Origin of the sequence: Brevibacterium sp. UMB1308A (assembly GCF_030230605.1) — a bacterium.
Taxonomy (GTDB): Bacteria; Actinomycetota; Actinomycetes; order Actinomycetales; family Brevibacteriaceae; genus Brevibacterium.
On the sequence record NZ_JASPDO010000035.1, the window covers coordinates 1 to 16161 of the forward strand.

Below are 16161 nucleotides of genomic sequence, written 5' to 3' on the forward strand. Positions count from 1 at the left end.
GCATACACCACAGCGTGGCTGATTTCTAGCACCATGCATGATACATGCTTACAAAGCATGTATAACCGCCTGAAGCCCTACGGAACACTGGGCAAGAAGCCCCTACCGTACACACTTTTTGGCCTATAACCCTCAATAACTACCCAAACAGCTTTTGCGGAATGATCCCCGACTGCGCGACGGCTTTGGCCCACAACGTAGCCAAACCCTGCAAGTCAGACACCTGCTCATCCGACAACGCATCCCATGTACTCGCGACGGCCAAGTCAGTGAGGCCCTCAACATGCGCACGCAGTTTGACACCCTCCTCCGTCAGTGTTGCCTCATCATCCGCGCTGGTAAGGAAGCCAGCCATCGTCAGCTTTTCTGCCACCTCGGCCCACTCTTCTGACGTCCACCCACGCATTTTCCGCATGTAATACGGGGCAAAAGACTTGCCGGTGGCTGAGTCCAACACGATCGACTCCACACTCCCCACGCCCGTCACAATGAGCGCCGCCAAGTGAGCGTCACCTCGGAACTCACGCAGCAACGTGATGTCCCACCACAACTGCACCAGCTCACTGGCATCCTCACCAGCCGCCCTCCGCTCGCTCACATGCGCCGCATACAACGGCTTCCCACATATGTCCGCTGCCTCAAGAACGGGTGCGAGCGCGCGACGAATCAACGGAATTGACTCCACGAGTTCCTGGCCGTCCGGCCCCGCCACCAACCTCTGAATGATTTTCTCTGCGGCGCGAACCCGGGCTTTGTGAATCTCCTTAGGCGCCGCCTGTTCCCAACACGCAGGAACATGAGCAGAAACATAGGTCGGTGAAAAGCTGTAGAAAGTCGCGGTCACTAACTCAGCGCTCGCCTGCCCCAGCGGTGCTGCACGTTGTGCAAGGTACTGTGCGTCGCGCTGAACCCCAAGCTCATCGAGTTCAGCCACCATATCTTGTGCGAAGTACGAGGCAGAGTGAACGGTGTCGAGTCGTTTTGTTGTGGAACGAATCATCTTTGATCGTGTCATGTAGATCACACTACACGTGTTCGCCTCACCTCACGCACGCCCACGCATACTCAAGCGCCCTCGTACTTTAGGCACCGGTTCGCAACCTTCGGTAGTGTCCACAGTGTGACGAACTCAAGTACGACCCCAAGTGCCACGAACTCACCCCAGTTCCCTTGGGCCGAACTGGCAAAATACGCAACCGTTACGTTGCTCGCTGGTTCAGCTGTCGTGCTCTTTGGCCTTTACGACCGACCACTTTACGTGTGGGGGCTTGCAGCTTTAGTGGCATCCGTGTCCCTTTCGTGGTGCGCAGGAACAGGCTTTGCCAAGGACATCCTGCTGATCGCCCTGGGCTTGGGCATACTCAGCACGATCTCGCTTGAGGCCGATATTTCCTGGCCCAACATGTTCCTCATGGGCACGGTTCTCAGCGCCTCTGTTTTCGTTCCATACGCTATGAGCCGGTGGGTGTACCGCGATCATGCCGTCCGTTTCCCCGCCCGTAAGGGGCAGAAATGGTCGCGTCTAGAAATTGGCTGGTTGGCGTTCGTGGTGATTGTGGGTTGGCTGGTGCTCCCCCGCTACTTCTTCTATTCCGGCGCGTATCTCAACTGGCCCGCAGTAATCACGCCCAGCGAAATCGCCCGCCTGTTTGTTGGAGTAAACGCCGTAGGCATTTGGGACGAACTCTTCTTCATCTGTACGGTCTTTACCCTTTTACACCGGCACTTTTCGTTCTGGCCCGCAAACATCGTCACATCCATCATTTTTGTGTCGTTCTTGTGGGAGTTGGGTTACCGGTCGTGGGCGCCATTCATCACGATCCCATTCGCCTTGGTCCAGGCAGTGATCTTCACACGCACCAAGTCGCTTCCGTACACCGTGACCGTGCACCTGCTCTTTGATGCTGTTGTGTTCCTGTCCATCGTGCACGCCCACCATCCGCAGGCGCTACCTATTTTTTGGTATTAAAAGGCCGAGGTGGTCCCAACAGATCTGTGGGAACCACCTCGGCGGGGGTGCATGATGGGACGTGAGTCTTAGACGCGTCCGGTCGTTTCAAACTCACTCATAATGCCAATGCGACGCACGTGACGGTCGTCGTTGGAAAAAGGCGTGCTGATAAACGCGTCAACGATGCTGATCGCTTCTTCTTCGCTGTGTTGACGGGCTCCTACGGAGACCAGCCACGCGTCGTTGTGTTCGCGTGCAAGCCGGGAAATTTCGGGGTTCCACGACAGTGCGCAGCGGGCACCTTTCACCTTGTTGGCAGCCATCTGTTCACCGTTTCCGGATCCACCGATGACAACTCCTAACGAGTCCAGTCCTTCTGCCCGGTCCGCCACGACACCTTGTGCTGCCGCGATGCAGAACGCTGGGTAATCGTCCAAGGCGTCGTATTCGTGGGCACCGTGGTCCACGACTTCGTAACCGTTGTCGTTAAGGTGCTTCTTGAGTGTCTCTTTGAATTCGTATCCGGCGTGGTCGGTTCCGAGGTGGATTTTCATGAGCGTCCCTTCGTGTGTGTTAGTCGAACTGCGGGCCAACGGTGCGTGTGCGTTTGATTTCGAAGAACCCGGGGGTGCCGGCTACCAGGAGGGTGCCGTCATACAGTTTTCCAGCAGCTTCACCCTTGGGCGCAGGTGAGACGACGGGTCCAAAGAACGCCACGTCGCCAACTGCGATCACGGGCGTACCTACATCTTCACCAACCAGGGAGATGCCCTCTTTGTGGGAAGCACGGAGCGCGTCATCGTAAGCGTCCGTGTGGGCAGCTTCCGCAAGCGTTTCTGGTAGCCCTACTTCAGCAAGCGATTCCTTGATCACCTGCTCGTAGTCTTTATTCTCGCCGAGGTGGATGCGGGTTCCCATGGCCGTGTAAAGGTCTGCGATGACCGAGTTTCCGTGTTCTTGGGCCGCAGCGATGATGACGCGGACAGGGCCCCACGCTTTTTTCATGAGGTCAAGGTATTCAGGGTCGAGGTCGCGTCCTTCGTTGAGCACGGACAGACTCATGACGTGGAACTGGACTTCAACGTCGCGCACTTTTTCAACTTCCAACGCCCAGCGCGAGGTCATCCATGCCCACGGGCATGTTGGATCGAACCACATGTGGAGGGTTTCTTTCGCCATTCTGCATCACCTTTCGCGTGTGAGAAGTTCGAGCTCTAAAACTGTGTCAGTTCCCCGTGATTGAATGGGAGAAACAGTTCTTCTAACGTTAGGATCCTTCGTGTCTCAACTAAACCTCACTCGTGACGATGCTCGCACGCGTGCGCAGCTGATCGACGTCGACTCCTATGACATCACTCTAGTTCTTGATGGCAATGGTGACACGTTTCGGTCCATCACAACTGTGAGGTTTTCTGCTCAAGACGGCGCTGACTCTTTTATTGACGCCATCACTGACACCGTGACATCCGTAGTTCTCAACGGTGAAGAACTTGATGTCCCCCAGGTTGTCTCTGAAGGACGGATCGCACTCCCCGGCTTAGCGCAACGCAACGAACTCACCGTTGACGCCATGTTCTTCTACATGAACACCGGTGAAGGTCTACACCGCTTTGTGGACCCCGTTGACAATGAAACGTACCTGTACTCGCAGTTCGAAGTACCTGACTCCCGTCGCGTTTTCCCTGTTTTTGAGCAACCTGACATGAAGGCCACGTTTGCTTTTAACGTCATCGCGCCCAAACACTGGGAAGTCTTTTCTAACTCACCTACGCCACGCCCCAACGACCTCGGCGAGTTCGCAAATCTAGCAGAGTCCCAAGACTCAGCTATTTGGCAGTTTGCCCCTACTCCCCCAATTTCGAGTTACATCACCGCAATCGTGGCCGGCCCGTATGCAGGTGTCCGTGACTCGCTTGTCAGCAGTGATGGCGAAACCGTGCCACTGGGCGTTTTCTGCCGCGCGTCTTTGGCTTCACACTTGGATGCCGAAAACATTATTGAGACGACGAAAGCTGGGTTCGCTTTTTTCGAAGAGCACTTCCAAACGCCATATCCGTTTGAAAAGTATGACCAGATTTTCGTTCCAGAGTTCAACGCCGGAGCCATGGAAAACGCGGGATGCGTGACCTTTGTCGAATCCTATGTCTTCCGCTCGCGCGCAACAGAGGCAACTGTGGAACGCCGCGATGTGACGATTCTTCACGAACTGGCACACATGTGGTTCGGCGACCTCGTGACAATGAAGTGGTGGAACGATCTGTGGCTGAACGAATCGTTCGCTGAATTCATGTCCACGCTCGCAACGGCGGAAGCAACCCGCTTTGACGAAGCCTGGACCACGTTCGCCACCCTGGAAAAAGCGTGGGCTTACCGGCAAGACCAGTTGCCTAGTACGCACCCCATCGAAGCAGATATTGCGGATCTTCACGATGTCGAAGTGAACTTTGACGGCATCACATACGCTAAGGGCGCCTCGGTGCTCAAGCAGTTAGTTGCGTACGTGGGTCGTGAAAACTTCTTCACAGGCCTCAAAGCCTACTTTGACGCCCACGCGTGGAAGAACACTGAATTGCGCGATCTTCTCGTTGAGCTCGAAAAGGCTTCCGGTCGCGATCTCGACGAATGGGTACGCGTATGGCTACAGGAATCGGGAGTGAACGTCCTTACACCCGAACTGAAGATTTCAGACGGGGTGCTCACCGAGCTCTTGATCCATCAGGCGCCGTGGGTCATCGACGGTCAGCCCACCCCGTCACTGCGCCCGCACCGCTTGGCTGTAGGTTTGTACTCGTTGCAAGGTGACAAGCTTGTCCGTACTGAACTCATCCACCTCGACGTCAGCCAGGCAGTGACTTCCGTTCCACTTTCGCCTGAAACTCCTAAACCAGACCTTGTTTTGGTCAATGACACTGACTTGACGTATGCCAAAGTTCGCTTTGATGACGCAAGTCTAGAAACCGCGCTTACCCACCTGTCAGGGCTGGACGACTCACTGGCACAGCTACTGGTGCTTTCAACCGTGTGGGACATGGTGCGTGACGCAGAAATTCCGCTTGAGAAGTACATCGAACTACTTGAGTCCAACATTGACGCGGTCACCCACTCAACCGGACTTACCGTTCAACTCCGCCAGCTTGCAACGGCAGTTGAAAGCTACACGACACCGCAGAACCGTAGTGCACTTTCTGCACGTATAGCCGATTTCTTGTGGGACGCCACTCTCCGGTCACCAGCACACAGCGATCAGCAGTTCCAGCTATTCAAGGCTTTTGTGGCACACGCGACTACCCCGGAGCAGGTTGATCGTCTTGCGGATCTCCACACGGGAACTCAAGATGCACCAGACGGCATCACGATTGACAAGGACCTCGCATGGGGCATTGTGGCGACCCTGGCCGTGCACGACCGAATCAGCGATGAAGACATCGACGCATTCATGCACAGCGACAACACAGCTTCTGGCATTCGTTCCGCACACCTCGCACGGAGTGCGCGCCCTACTACCCACAGCAAAAAACGTGCCTACGACCTAGCCACCAATGACGTATCGCTCCCCAACGCTGTTATCGCCGCCATCGCGCGCGGTTACTCCATGGGTATCGAGCAGACAGACGGAACACTTGTCGATAGCGGTGATGAGAACAGTTTCGCTGACCGCTTTTACACCCATGTCGAAGGTTGGTGGAACGACCGCACACTCGAAATCGCGCAAACACTCACACTCAGCCTGCACCCGCCGGTGTCGCAAGAGACCGCTACACGCACACGTGAATGGTTGGAAAGTCACCCCCAAGCACACAAGGGTGCGCGCCGTATCATGCGCGAACTTCTCGACACCACTGAACGTGCGCTCAGGGTTCGCGAAACCTCTCAGAATCACTCGAGTGACGCCTGAGTGAAAGTCCAGGTTCAGGGTCTATGGTTGAACAACGTATGAGTTACTCAATTGTCGCTTCAACGTCCGAACCCACTCCCATTTCCGAAACGGTGGAACGTGCCGCCGAAGGTGTCGACAAATGGTGGACATTCTTGATCGGGGCTCCGCTCCGCATTGCAATCCTGGTTGTGATGGCGATCCTTGTGACATTCCTGGTTCGCCTTCTCATCCGGAAATTTGCCCGCAAAATCGCGGAAGGCACTACGGCTGTTTCATCACGTCGCTTCGGAGGAGATGCTCGCGACCGGGTGATCAAAACTGATCCGGCATCTGTTGCGCGCCGTGCACAGCGCGCTCAAACAGTTGGGTCTCTCTTGTCCTCAATCGCAGCCATCATCATCTTCGTCATCATGGCACTGATGATCATGCAGGAACTGGGGTACAACCCCGCCCCCATTCTGGCCTCTGCAGGTGTCGCGGGTGTCGCTATCGGTTTCGGTGCCCAATCGTTGGTCCGTGATTACCTTTCCGGTTTCTTTATCGTTGCCGAAGACCAATACGGGATTGGCGACACCGTGGACCTAGGTGAGGCCGTAGGAACCGTTGAAGACGTAGGACTACGCACAACCAAAGTTCGTGGGATTGATGGAACACTCTGGCATGTTCCCAACGGTGAAATTTTGCGTGTAGGGAACCAGTCACAGGGATGGGCTCGCGCTGTTATGGACCTACCAGTCCCCTACGATGCTGATCAGAAAGTTGTCGACGAAGCCATTCAGGCAGCAGTCGAATCGATGCGCAACAAACCGGACCTGGCACCTTCAATTCTTGAAGAACCAGAAATCTGGGGTGTTCAAGAAATCAGCGGAAACGCTGTCACCATCCGTACAGTCATTAAAACCAAGCCCAATGAACAGTGGGGTGTAGCGCGCGCGTTCCGCGCCGAAATCCAACGCGAGCTACGCAAACGTGGAATCACCATCGCAATCCCAGCACAGTCGCTCATCGGCACAGTGCCAGGACCTCAGACGCACACAGCTACAACCACCTCGGACACCGCAGAAAACAAGGACAACGAATGACCGCGCCACAACGACCCGACAGCGTATTCGCCGCCGTAGGCGGCCACGCCACCTTCACTGCACTCGTCGACGCTTTCTACGCGTCAGTCGCTGAAGACGAATACCTCATTAGCATGTACCCCGAAGGGCATGAACTCGACGGCGCTAAACACCGCCTACAGACATTTCTGGAGCAGTACTTCGGCGGCCCCACCACGTATCAACAAGAACGCGGTCACCCTCGTTTGCGCATGCGCCACAACCCGTATCCGGTTGATACGAAAGCAAAAGAACACTGGCTCCACCACATGCGCAAAGCACTTGACACTGTCAAACTTCCGCCCATGTACGACAACCTCATGTGGGACTATTTCGAACGCGCAGCCACAGCCATGATCAACACACCCGACCCCCTGGACGGGCGCACCAGACTAGACATTTCAGCAGCGCAGACGACCCGGCAGGACGGCTCTACACACGAGTAAGCACGTGGCCGTGGGGCGCCGAAAGACGCAACCACTGCGGTGCTGCGAAAACTTTCACCGGGCGCGAAACTCGCAAGAACCCGCACGCGTCCATCGCAAATGCCAGACCAGCTGGTACCGGCGACTTCACTGCGTCACTCACACCTTCTATGGGGCGCTTCCACACAGCCCTACGCAACGCGCTCACCGCGTGAGCGCCCGCTCCCTCGGGAACACCCTCAGCAATCTCTCTGACCCCCGCGTCCGCGACATCGCGCAGGGACTCAGCCTCCACCTCGGCGACGGGAGCCCATCCTGCGCGAGGTGGTGCGATACCCGTCCACGACTTTTGCATCCGCTGCGGGGGTACCCGTAGCTCCAAGGAGTCAGTCTTCGACGAACGCACCAACCTGTCCACCACAGCACTTGCAGGCACGACCTCGTCGATATTTCCCTCAGCACTCGACACAATAGGAATCATCCGCATAGCAAGCGCAAGAGGCATGTCATCGCCCAGACCCACCGGGAACAACGGAGCCGTCGAAATGACCGCAACCGTACCATGAACCGTAATGCGCACCGCCGCATCTTCATCAACGCGCAAAACCCGTGACAAATACTGGTTGAGGTCGGCAAGAACCTCAGAACTTGGTAATTCGATGCCCATCTATTTCCGCCTTCGCATAGCTGGTCCAGGATTCACAACCGCGCGCAGGGCCTCCGCATGCTCTTCTTGCAAACGCTGAGCCCGCCCACTTTCACGGTCGACAAAAACAACATCAGTTTCGGCAACGGTGTACGCCTTCGATCCATCTGGTTCAGCGATGACATACCCCACCGTCATGACAACCGGCGCGACCTTGCTAATCACCGTGTCGATCGCCACTGGGCCTTCGCGATACGGAATAGGGGCCCGATACTCGATCGCGTGAGAAGCCACCAAAATGTCATGCGTGTGCGAAACTTCAGAAAACACCGGAGGGATCTCAACGCCCACGCACGACGGCACTACCCCGAGCGGACCAGCGATATTCGGGGCATCTCTGTCGGCCGTAGGTGAACCAAACACGCGAACACGAGCCTCTTCCAGAAGGCGCATCTGTGTCACGTTGTTGATGTGACCGTATGCGTCCATATCGCCCCAACGAAGCTCAAGAAGCACACGGGTGAACGCGCCCGTCAGCAGAGGGTTTACCAGTTGGAATGACATAGCACTATCTTGCCACTTGTGTTATGAGAACCACAGCTCAAACCTTGTTGGTCTGCGCACACTGAGTGTTAACTTGCGCACAATACCCACCACGGGATTGAAGTGACCGGAAGTGTGTTCGAGTAACCGCGGTTCTTACTACCAGTGCACGTCACTGTGACACTAGGATTCACTTCATGAAGGTTCAAATGGAAGAAAACGTGAGCGAGCTCATGCAGGTGCTCAAGCTGGAACGCGTAGACGGCCCGGCACCCGGTGGAGAAGCGGACTGTTTTAAAGCGTGGAATCAGAAAAAACCAGGCGGTCGACTGTTCGGTGGTCAAGTTCTAGCACAGTGTGTATCAGCGACATCTCAAACGGTCCCAGACGATCGGTTTATTCACTCGATTCACGGGTATTTTCTGCGAGCCGGGCGTGACGACACCGACTTGTTCCTGGGCGTAGATAACTTGCGTGATGGAGGGTCGTTTTCGACGCGCCGCGTGCAGGCATATCAAAACGACGTTCCAATTTTTTCGGCGATTGCATCATTTCAAACCGACCAGGATGGGCTGGAACACTCAAACGCATTTCCAGAAGACATTCCCGGCCCAGACGAGCTGCAAGACCTGCATACGATTCTGGAAGAAGCCGACGATGTCCTCGTCAAGCACTGGATTGCCCGTCGCCCCTTTGACATCCGCCCGGTCGACCCTGAGCTCTACACCGGATTCTCCGGAGCCAAAACCTCACACACACGCTACTGGTTGCGCGCCATTGCACCTGTGAGTACGGACCGTGTGATCAACGCTGCGACCGCTGCGTATGCGAGTGACTACAGCCTCTTGGAGTCTATTTTGCGACGCCACGGGCTCAGCTGGTCAGACCCGCGGTTGCGCATGGCTAGCCTTGACCACGCAATGTGGTGGCACCGCCCCATCAACTTCAACGAATGGCACCTCATTGACTACCGGTCCCCTGCCGCAGAAGGTGGCCGAGGTCTTGGCATGGGGAGCATTTTCACTCAGGTTGGAAGCTTAGTTGCCTCCGTTGCCCAGCAGGGCATGGTGCGTGTAAAAGAAAGCCAGTGAATACACGTGTGGCCCTGCTTTAAGCAGGGCCACACGTGTATTCGCTTAGTCGCGGGTGAGGCGACGGTGAGTCACGCGGTGAGGACGTGCCGCTTCTTCACCTAGGCGTTCAACCTTGTTCTTTTCGTATGCTTCGAAGTTACCTTCGAACCAGTACCAGTTGGCGGGGTTCTCTTCTGTGCCTTCCCACGCCAGAATGTGGGTAGCTACACGGTCGAGGAACCACCGGTCGTGGGATACGACCACCGCACAACCTGGGAACTGCAACAGTGCGTTTTCCAGCGAACTTAGAGTTTCAACGTCGAGGTCGTTCGTTGGTTCGTCAAGCAGCAACAGGTTTCCGCCCTGTTTAAGAGTGAGCGCGAGGTTCAGACGGTTGCGTTCACCACCGGAGAGGACTCCGGCCTTCTTCTGCTGGTCTGGTCCCTTAAAGCCGAACGCTGACACGTATGCACGCGATGGCATTTCAACTGCGCCAACATGGATGTAGTCCAAGCCGTCAGAGACGACTTCCCACAAGGTCTTGTCTGGGTCGATTCCACCACGCGACTGGTCAACGTAGGAAATCTTGACGCTGTCTCCCACCTTGAGGTTTCCGCCGTCCAGCGGTTCAAGTCCCACGATCGTCTTAAACAGCGTGGTCTTACCAACACCGTTAGGACCAATCACACCGACGATCCCGTTTCGTGGCAACGAAAATGACAGACCGTCGATGAGCGTGCGACCGTCGAAACCTTTTTGCAGGTTTTCAGCTTCGATCACGACGTTACCCAGGCGTGGGCCTGGTGGAATCTGGATCTCCTCGAAGTCGAGCTTACGCATCTTTTCAGCTTCGGCTGCCATTTCTTCATACCGAGCCAGACGTGCTTTGGACTTGGTTTGGCGTGCCTTGGCGTTTGAGCGCACCCACTCGAGTTCTTCGGCCAGACGCTTCTGGAGTTTCGCGTCTTTCTTACCCTGAACTTGAAGACGTTCTTTTTTCTTCTCCAGGTAAGTGGAGTAGTTACCTTCGTAGGGGTACAGGTGACCGCGGTCAACTTCAGCGATCCATTCTGCCACGTGGTCCAGGAAGTACCTATCGTGGGTGATGGCGATGACTGCACCGGGGTACGTGCTCAAGTGCTGTTCGAGCCACAGCACTGATTCCGCGTCGAGGTGGTTAGTAGGCTCGTCAAGAAGCAAGAGGTCTGGCTTTTCCAACAGCAGTTTGCACAGAGCGACACGGCGGCGTTCACCACCAGATAGCACTCGGACATCCGCATCCCCGGGAGGGCAACGCAAGGCGTCCATTGCCTGGTCAAGCTGTGAGTCCAAGTCCCAGGCGTCCGCTGCATCAATTTCTTCTTGCAGCTTGCCCATCTCTTCCATGAGCGCGTCAAAGTCTGCGTCCGGGTTTGACATCTCGTTTGAGATTTCGTTGTACCGGTCCAGTTTTTCTTTAATGCTTCCGACGCCCTCTTCGACGTTCTCACGAACCGTCTTTTCTTCATTGAGGGGCGGTTCCTGGAGAAGGATACCCACCGTGTAGCCAGGGCTTAAACGAGCCTCGCCATTAGACGGCTGATCCAGGCCAGCCATGATCTTTAGAATTGTCGACTTACCCGCACCGTTAGGGCCGACCATACCGATCTTCGCCCCTGGGTAAAACGACATCGATACGTCGTCGAGAATAACCTTGTCACCGTGCGCTTTACGCGCTTTATGCATGGTGTAAATGAACTCTGCCATAGTGCTTCAAGGCTACCGTGGGATCTTTGCGAAAAGCTAGTTACCCAATCGAGTTCGAAGAGCCACTTTCAGAGTTTTCCTTCTTCTTTTTCTTCTTCTTTGGCTGAGGCGTGTTCTCTTCTTCTGGAATATCTGAGTCTTCTGAAGAATCGTCAGCCTTGCGTTCGTGAAGATCGTCTCCAGGCAGGTGTCCCACTCCGTTGTCTTCATCCTTGTCAGAGCGTTCATCGCCCTTAGGCGGTTCAACTCCTTCAGGGCGGTCTACATCACCGTAGAGGCACGATTTAGTCGATGCATTGGGTTCCACGAGGCTCCCCGAAACAGAACCTTGACGGACTTCGCCAATGACGCAGCCTTCTTTGATTTTCACTCCGAACATTTTCGACGGAACATCGTGATCTAACGGAGAGCGGTCAATAGTCGCTTCCAGATTTTCAGGTTTATAACCTGCTTCGAGCATGTGTTCAAAAAACTGCTGGCTGGAGGGAACTCCGTCGATTTCCGTCAGCGGTTTAACGTCCTTGAGCACCTTTGTGACAAGAGCTTCTTTTTCTTTTGTCTGCTGTTGGGGCGGGGCTGAAGCAGGCTTGTTCACGAACAAGCCGCACCCCGAAAGTGCGACTACGGTCATGGTCCCCACACACGCGCTCACAAAGTGTTGCCGCACGCGGAAACCTGAAGAAGCTGATTGCTGTTTCACAACATTTAAGAATAGCGGGTCAGCTCTACTTCTTCAGGTTTCCTCAATGCGTGGCTTCGTAAAAGCACCTGCGCCTTTCTAATCTGTACCTCTTAGAAAGGTGGATCGTTGTTCTCTGCACCGCTGTCAGGCGCTGCGCTCAGCGATTCAGGGTTACCGGCCCCGGCTCCCACAAGTGCAGGTTCCTTCCGCGTGACTTCGTCCCAACCTGAGCTTTCACTTTCAGATTCGTCATTAGTCACTTTCTTGGGGCGAAGCGACCGCGCTCCGTGAAACTGGAGGTTGTGGCCTACAGCATCTGCAAGTATCTGCATCGTCGATCCGGTTTGCCCCTCGTCGGTGGTCCACGTTCGTTCCCGGAGTCGCCCGATCACAATGACTGAGTCACCACAGTTCACGCTGGCCCGGACGTTAGATGCCAGCGCGTTGTAACACATCACTTCGTACCAGTTGGTATCGACGTTCTTGTATTCGCGACTGTCGCGGTCGTACCGGTCGTAGTTGACTGCGACTCTAAAGCTTGTCCACGGGTTGTTTTCCTGTGTTGTTCCGCTACGGATATCTGATCCGATCGTTCCCACAAAGTAGTTGAGTTGCTTCATTGCTGTCCTTTCGTAGGTGAGACTCCACCGTGGCTTAAGAAAGGAAGCAGGAAAAAGACCTCATCCGCGCTCTGTGGAAAAAGCGCCAGTATCCACATCACAGGCGCAACGCTCACGCGCATCTTTTCCACAAAGCGCAAACACTAAGTCAGCGCGTCGTAGACCGCTTTATGCTCACGCAAAACAGAACTGATCGGTTCCAAATACGACCCTGCCGCAGCCTTGCGAACAGCAGAAACAAGGTCGTCTCGAACTCTATCCGCTTGCGCATGAGCACCCTTGCGACGAGCGCCTGCCGCCGAACTTGAAGTGATAACAGACCCAAGGATCCCCACAAGCAGGAGACCACCTGGAATTATCCACATCAGGATGCCACCAGGATCGAGCGACATTGCCAGCAAAACAACGTTCACAATCAGCCATCCAAGTCCCACAAGAGTGAGGACAAAGAACAGTGTTTGGAAAAACTTGGCAACCTTCCACCACCCGGGACTTACAACCTCAATTGCCACACCAGTGACCGCCTCATCCAAGGTGTGCGTGAGCTCTGCCGTACTCTGCTTTTCTGCTCGCCCAATCGCCTGCCGCCACGAATGGGGCAAACTAGACGTGGCCTCAGACACCACCTCGTGAGCAGCGAGATTCACACGCGCGTTCTGTGTGCGAGTGGTTTCAGGCCGGGCTGCGCGAATCAAGTCGTCACGATCCCCACCATGTTTTGCACCAAGAGGGTCAGCCTTGTCACGTTGTGCCCACGCAAGTAGCGGATACCCAGTCGCCCGGTATGCGCGACGCATATAGTCGTCATGAACTGTCTGCGCTACCGCGTCGACACCAGCCGCATCGGTCATCGCGTCCAAAAGACGTTCTGTGCCTGCCAGCTGATCGGGGCTTTCGACCGGGGTTCCCAGTTGCTCTTGAATCCTGTCGGCCATGTGTCGCATGTCAGTGTAGAGACGCTGCACACTTGCTTGGTTCGTCTTGATGACTTTGACCAGTTCCTGGCGTAGTTCCGGAACACCTTGGCGAGTCACTGCCGACACCAACTTCACATCGGCGTCTTCAAGCCCATCTGCTTCGAGCAGGCTCTTCAGGTGTTCCCCTGTTGCCTTCTGTTGTTCAGGGTTCAGACGGTCAATCTGGTTGAGAACAACAACCATGTTGTGCGAGTACTTTGCGAGTTTCCGCAGATACCGTGAGTGGATCGAGAAGTCCGCGTACTTTTGTGGGTCAACCACCCATACGACCATGTCCACCATGCCCACCAGACGGTCTGCTTCGTGGCGGTGGCTGGCAGCAGTCGAGTCGTGGTCGGGAAGGTCGAGCAAAATAAGCCCCCGCAGTGGCTCTTCGTCCTTTCCGTCGAGGGCACTTTCACGCCATGTTCGGTTGTCGATCGGAACACCCAGCCACGTGAGGAACTCTTCGCCTCCGTCGCCCCACACGCATGCAGTGGGTTTCGACGTGGTCGGGCGACGAACGCCCACCTGCGCGATCTCCAAACCGGACACTGCGTTGAACAGCGAGGACTTTCCCGACCCCGTTGAACCGGCAAATGCGACAACTGTTCGGTCCAGCCCGAGGTCTAAGCGGGCTTCCGTTTTCTTCAGAAGTTCCAGCGCATCGGTAATCGTCTGTGTGTCGATTCGCCCGGATTCTAGTTCGAGTGCGCGTTTGATGCCATCGCGGAGTCGGCTGATTTCTTCTGCGGCTTTCACAGCATTCCTTTCAGTCGCTCGTTGATGGTTCGAAGCGCGACCGCCTGCTCTGGGTTGACCGTGCGGTCTTGCAATACCGAGTCGAATGGTTCGCGGAAGCTCGTGAGCAGTTCACCGGTTGCTTCTAGGAGCATGTGGCGAGCCTTCGAGGCGAGGTCGCGCGTGACTTGGTCACCAAAAATTGTGTCGAGGAGTTTGCCGGCAACTACGGCTGTTCCGCCTGCGATCCCAGCTTCAGCTCCGGTGAGACCTCCGGTGCCTGCAAAGACTGCCAACATGAGTACGGCACCTACGCCGTTGACCCCGAATGACAAGATCCGAGCGCGGGCTCGTTTCGATTGACCGACTTCACGGACGAGGTCGTTGACCTGGTCTGACCACTCAGCAACAGTGCGTTTGATCGTGGCGTCCATATCGGCCGGCAACTTTTCTAATTGAGGGTTGTCTTTCAGGATGGTTGCGCCCGAGGTCGTTTCGTGCCACGCGTCGACCACGCCTCCCAGCGCGGTCACCGCCTGCTCTCGAACGAGTAGTGCCGCGGAAGATTCGATGGCTTGTCCCAGGGGTTCTGCGGTGTCCCGTTTTCCGGTTACCGCGGCGGTGATGCGGTCGCGGATGCGCGCAACGGTCGGTTCGAGACCTCGGAAAAGCTGGCCAGTCCCAACGAAGTCTTGCCAGCGGGCTAGAACCTCACCTCGGAGCACGTGCCCCGACACGAGAGCTTCTCCCAAGCGTTGCCGGGCGTGGGCGAACTCTGTGTCAACGACCTCGGCGAGCCTTTCATGAGCGTCAACTTGCGCTTGCGCGTACTCAGCGAGGGCCTCTACTCTGTCGGGCACTGCGGCGAGGGCACCGTGGAGTGTGCGTTGCACAACAGCGTTGCGGGCACGCGGATTCGATGACAGGTTAGCGATCCAGGACCGTAGCGGGAAGATCGCGGACTGTGGCAGACGACCGTCTTCCAGAGTGAGTTCTGGGACGGTGAAAATCGGGGCGGTTCCAAGCCGTGCTTCTTTGAGCAAGGAGGAAAGGTGATGCCGGACTTCTCGGTTGGCGTTTGGCGGCACCCGGTCGAGCACCATCGCGACAGCTGTTCCGTTGTCCGCGGACTGCTTGAGCAGTTCCCATGGGACGGCGTCGGCGTAGCGGGCAGCGGTAGTGACGAACACCCACAGGTCTGCGGCCGCCAGGAGTTGGCGGGCGAGCCTGCGGTTCGAGTCCATTACCGAGTCGATGTCTGGTGAGTCGAGGACTGCAACACCTGGGGGAATCGCTGGGTGGTCGACAATGCGCACTTGAGGTGCTTGCGTGTCTGTTGCTTCTTGGCTGACGCGTTCAAGGCCAGGCAGGATCCGGTCAGACGTAAAGTGAGCACGGTCGGCGGGGTTGCACACCAATACGGGCCAGCGCGTGGTGGGACGGAGGACGCTAGCGCTCGACACGTCCTCGCCGATGATGGAGTTGATGAGCGTTGATTTTCCGGCTCCTGTGGAACCTCCGAACACAATGAGCAGCGGTGCTTCTGTGTCTGCCACTCGTGGCATGAGGTAGTCGGTGAGCTGGTTTTTCAGCTGAGCTTGCAGGTTCTCACCTGGCGTCGTCGTTTCGACCGTGAGAGGGAATTGAACGTCATCTACGCGCGTGACAAGGTCACCCAGCGTCTGGTGAATGGCTGGGTTGAGAGTGCGGTTACCGTCGGTCACGCTTCCACTTTGTCGATTTTCGTCAGGCTTAGCCACTCACCACGCCGGTATTTCTGAGAAAACGCCGAGGTCGGCCC

The 16161-nt window shown here is 56.1% G+C and carries 15 protein-coding genes; 5 read left to right on the plus strand and 10 right to left on the minus strand.

The features are described from left to right. Window positions 1-139 precede the first annotated feature (139 nt). Window positions 140-1015, minus strand: coding sequence for an SCO6745 family protein (locus tag QP868_RS11180; RefSeq protein ID WP_284926647.1), 876 nt, complete (start codon window positions 1013-1015; stop codon window positions 140-142). A 105-nt stretch (window positions 1016-1120) separates the two neighbouring features. Here QP868_RS11180 and QP868_RS11185 point away from each other — a divergent pair, with 105 nt between their 5' ends. After that, window positions 1121-1969, plus strand: a complete 849-nt coding sequence (locus tag QP868_RS11185; protein ID WP_284926648.1) for a CPBP family intramembrane glutamic endopeptidase — start codon at window positions 1121-1123, stop codon at window positions 1967-1969. Between the two features lie 68 nt (window positions 1970-2037). On the opposite strand, the gene QP868_RS11190 is transcribed toward QP868_RS11185, so the two are convergent. Continuing rightward, window positions 2038-2505 carry a ribose-5-phosphate isomerase gene (locus tag QP868_RS11190; RefSeq protein WP_284926649.1) on the minus strand — a complete coding sequence of 156 codons (468 nt, stop codon included), beginning with the start codon at window positions 2503-2505 and terminating at the stop codon, window positions 2038-2040. A 19-nt stretch (window positions 2506-2524) separates the two neighbouring features. Then, on the minus strand, window positions 2525-3130 hold the full coding sequence (locus QP868_RS11195; RefSeq protein WP_284926650.1) for a mycothiol-dependent nitroreductase Rv2466c family protein: 606 nt from the start codon (window positions 3128-3130) through the stop codon (window positions 2525-2527). Window positions 3131-3230: 100 nt separating this feature from the next. On the opposite strand from QP868_RS11195, the gene pepN reads away from it, so the two are divergent. The 3 genes from pepN to QP868_RS11210 are packed head-to-tail and all read left to right on the plus strand — an operon-like array spanning window position 3231 to window position 7374. Continuing rightward, entirely contained in the window at window positions 3231-5846 is a 2616-nt protein-coding gene (gene pepN / locus QP868_RS11200) for an aminopeptidase N (protein WP_473964650.1), read from the plus strand. Between the two features lie 38 nt (window positions 5847-5884). Continuing rightward, on the plus strand, window positions 5885-6910 hold the full coding sequence (locus QP868_RS11205; RefSeq protein ID WP_284926652.1) for a mechanosensitive ion channel family protein: 1026 nt from the start codon (window positions 5885-5887) through the stop codon (window positions 6908-6910). Continuing rightward, window positions 6907-7374, plus strand: coding sequence for a globin (locus tag QP868_RS11210; RefSeq protein ID WP_284926653.1), 468 nt, complete (start codon window positions 6907-6909; stop codon window positions 7372-7374). Before QP868_RS11205 ends, QP868_RS11210 begins: the two co-directional genes overlap by 4 nt. Here QP868_RS11210 and QP868_RS11215 read toward each other — a convergent pair. Together QP868_RS11215 and QP868_RS11220 are read right to left on the minus strand one after the other, a co-directional pair. After that, window positions 7361-8020: a DUF8185 domain-containing protein gene (locus tag QP868_RS11215; RefSeq protein WP_284926654.1), complete on the minus strand. Its 660-nt coding sequence runs from the start codon at window positions 8018-8020 to the stop codon at window positions 7361-7363. The genes QP868_RS11210 and QP868_RS11215 overlap by 14 nt on opposite strands. Continuing rightward, on the minus strand, window positions 8021-8563 hold the full coding sequence (locus QP868_RS11220) for an acyl-CoA thioesterase (RefSeq protein WP_284926655.1): 543 nt from the start codon (window positions 8561-8563) through the stop codon (window positions 8021-8023). A gap of 176 nt (window positions 8564-8739) precedes the next feature. Here QP868_RS11220 and QP868_RS11225 point away from each other — a divergent pair, with 176 nt between their 5' ends. After that, entirely contained in the window at window positions 8740-9633 is an 894-nt protein-coding gene (locus QP868_RS11225) for an acyl-CoA thioesterase (protein WP_284926656.1), read from the plus strand. A gap of 45 nt (window positions 9634-9678) precedes the next feature. Here the strand turns inward: QP868_RS11225 and ettA are convergent, their stop codons facing one another. The 5 genes from ettA to QP868_RS11250 form a co-directional block, all read right to left on the minus strand. After that, complete coding sequence (ettA, locus tag QP868_RS11230; protein ID WP_284926657.1) at window positions 9679-11361, minus strand: energy-dependent translational throttle protein EttA; 1683 nt, start codon at window positions 11359-11361, stop codon at window positions 9679-9681. 40 nt (window positions 11362-11401) lie between these two features. Further along, window positions 11402-12061, minus strand: coding sequence for a DUF6993 domain-containing protein (locus tag QP868_RS11235; protein ID WP_284926658.1), 660 nt, complete (start codon window positions 12059-12061; stop codon window positions 11402-11404). Between the two features lie 92 nt (window positions 12062-12153). Next, window positions 12154-12663 (minus strand): single-stranded DNA-binding protein, encoded by a 510-nt coding sequence (locus QP868_RS11240; protein WP_284926659.1) that lies wholly within the window; start codon window positions 12661-12663, stop codon window positions 12154-12156. A gap of 143 nt (window positions 12664-12806) precedes the next feature. Next, window positions 12807-14381, minus strand: a complete 1575-nt coding sequence (locus tag QP868_RS11245) for a GTPase (RefSeq protein WP_284926660.1) — start codon at window positions 14379-14381, stop codon at window positions 12807-12809. Continuing rightward, on the minus strand, window positions 14378-16084 hold the full coding sequence (locus QP868_RS11250) for a dynamin family protein (protein WP_284926661.1): 1707 nt from the start codon (window positions 16082-16084) through the stop codon (window positions 14378-14380). Before QP868_RS11250 ends, QP868_RS11245 begins: the two co-directional genes overlap by 4 nt. Window positions 16085-16161: the final 77 nt, after the last annotated feature.

Bases quoted from the DNA above. Each gene is read 5' to 3' on its own strand.
- QP868_RS11225 (WP_284926656.1), top strand. From the start codon at position 8,740: ATGAAGGTTCAAATGGAAGAAAACGTGAGCGAGCTCATGCAGGTGCTC.
- QP868_RS11215 (WP_284926654.1), bottom strand. From the start codon at position 8,020: ATGGGCATCGAATTACCAAGTTCTGAGGTTCTTGCCGACCTCAACCAG.
- QP868_RS11180 (WP_284926647.1), bottom strand. From the start codon at position 1,015: ATGACACGATCAAAGATGATTCGTTCCACAACAAAACGACTCGACACC.
- ettA (WP_284926657.1), bottom strand. From the start codon at position 11,361: ATGGCAGAGTTCATTTACACCATGCATAAAGCGCGTAAAGCGCACGGT.
- QP868_RS11220 (WP_284926655.1), bottom strand. From the start codon at position 8,563: ATGTCATTCCAACTGGTAAACCCTCTGCTGACGGGCGCGTTCACCCGT.
- QP868_RS11205 (WP_284926652.1), top strand. From the start codon at position 5,885: ATGAGTTACTCAATTGTCGCTTCAACGTCCGAACCCACTCCCATTTCC.
- QP868_RS11240 (WP_284926659.1), bottom strand. From the start codon at position 12,663: ATGAAGCAACTCAACTACTTTGTGGGAACGATCGGATCAGATATCCGT.
- QP868_RS11190 (WP_284926649.1), bottom strand. From the start codon at position 2,505: ATGAAAATCCACCTCGGAACCGACCACGCCGGATACGAATTCAAAGAG.
- QP868_RS11210 (WP_284926653.1), top strand. From the start codon at position 6,907: ATGACCGCGCCACAACGACCCGACAGCGTATTCGCCGCCGTAGGCGGC.
- QP868_RS11195 (WP_284926650.1), bottom strand. From the start codon at position 3,130: ATGGCGAAAGAAACCCTCCACATGTGGTTCGATCCAACATGCCCGTGG.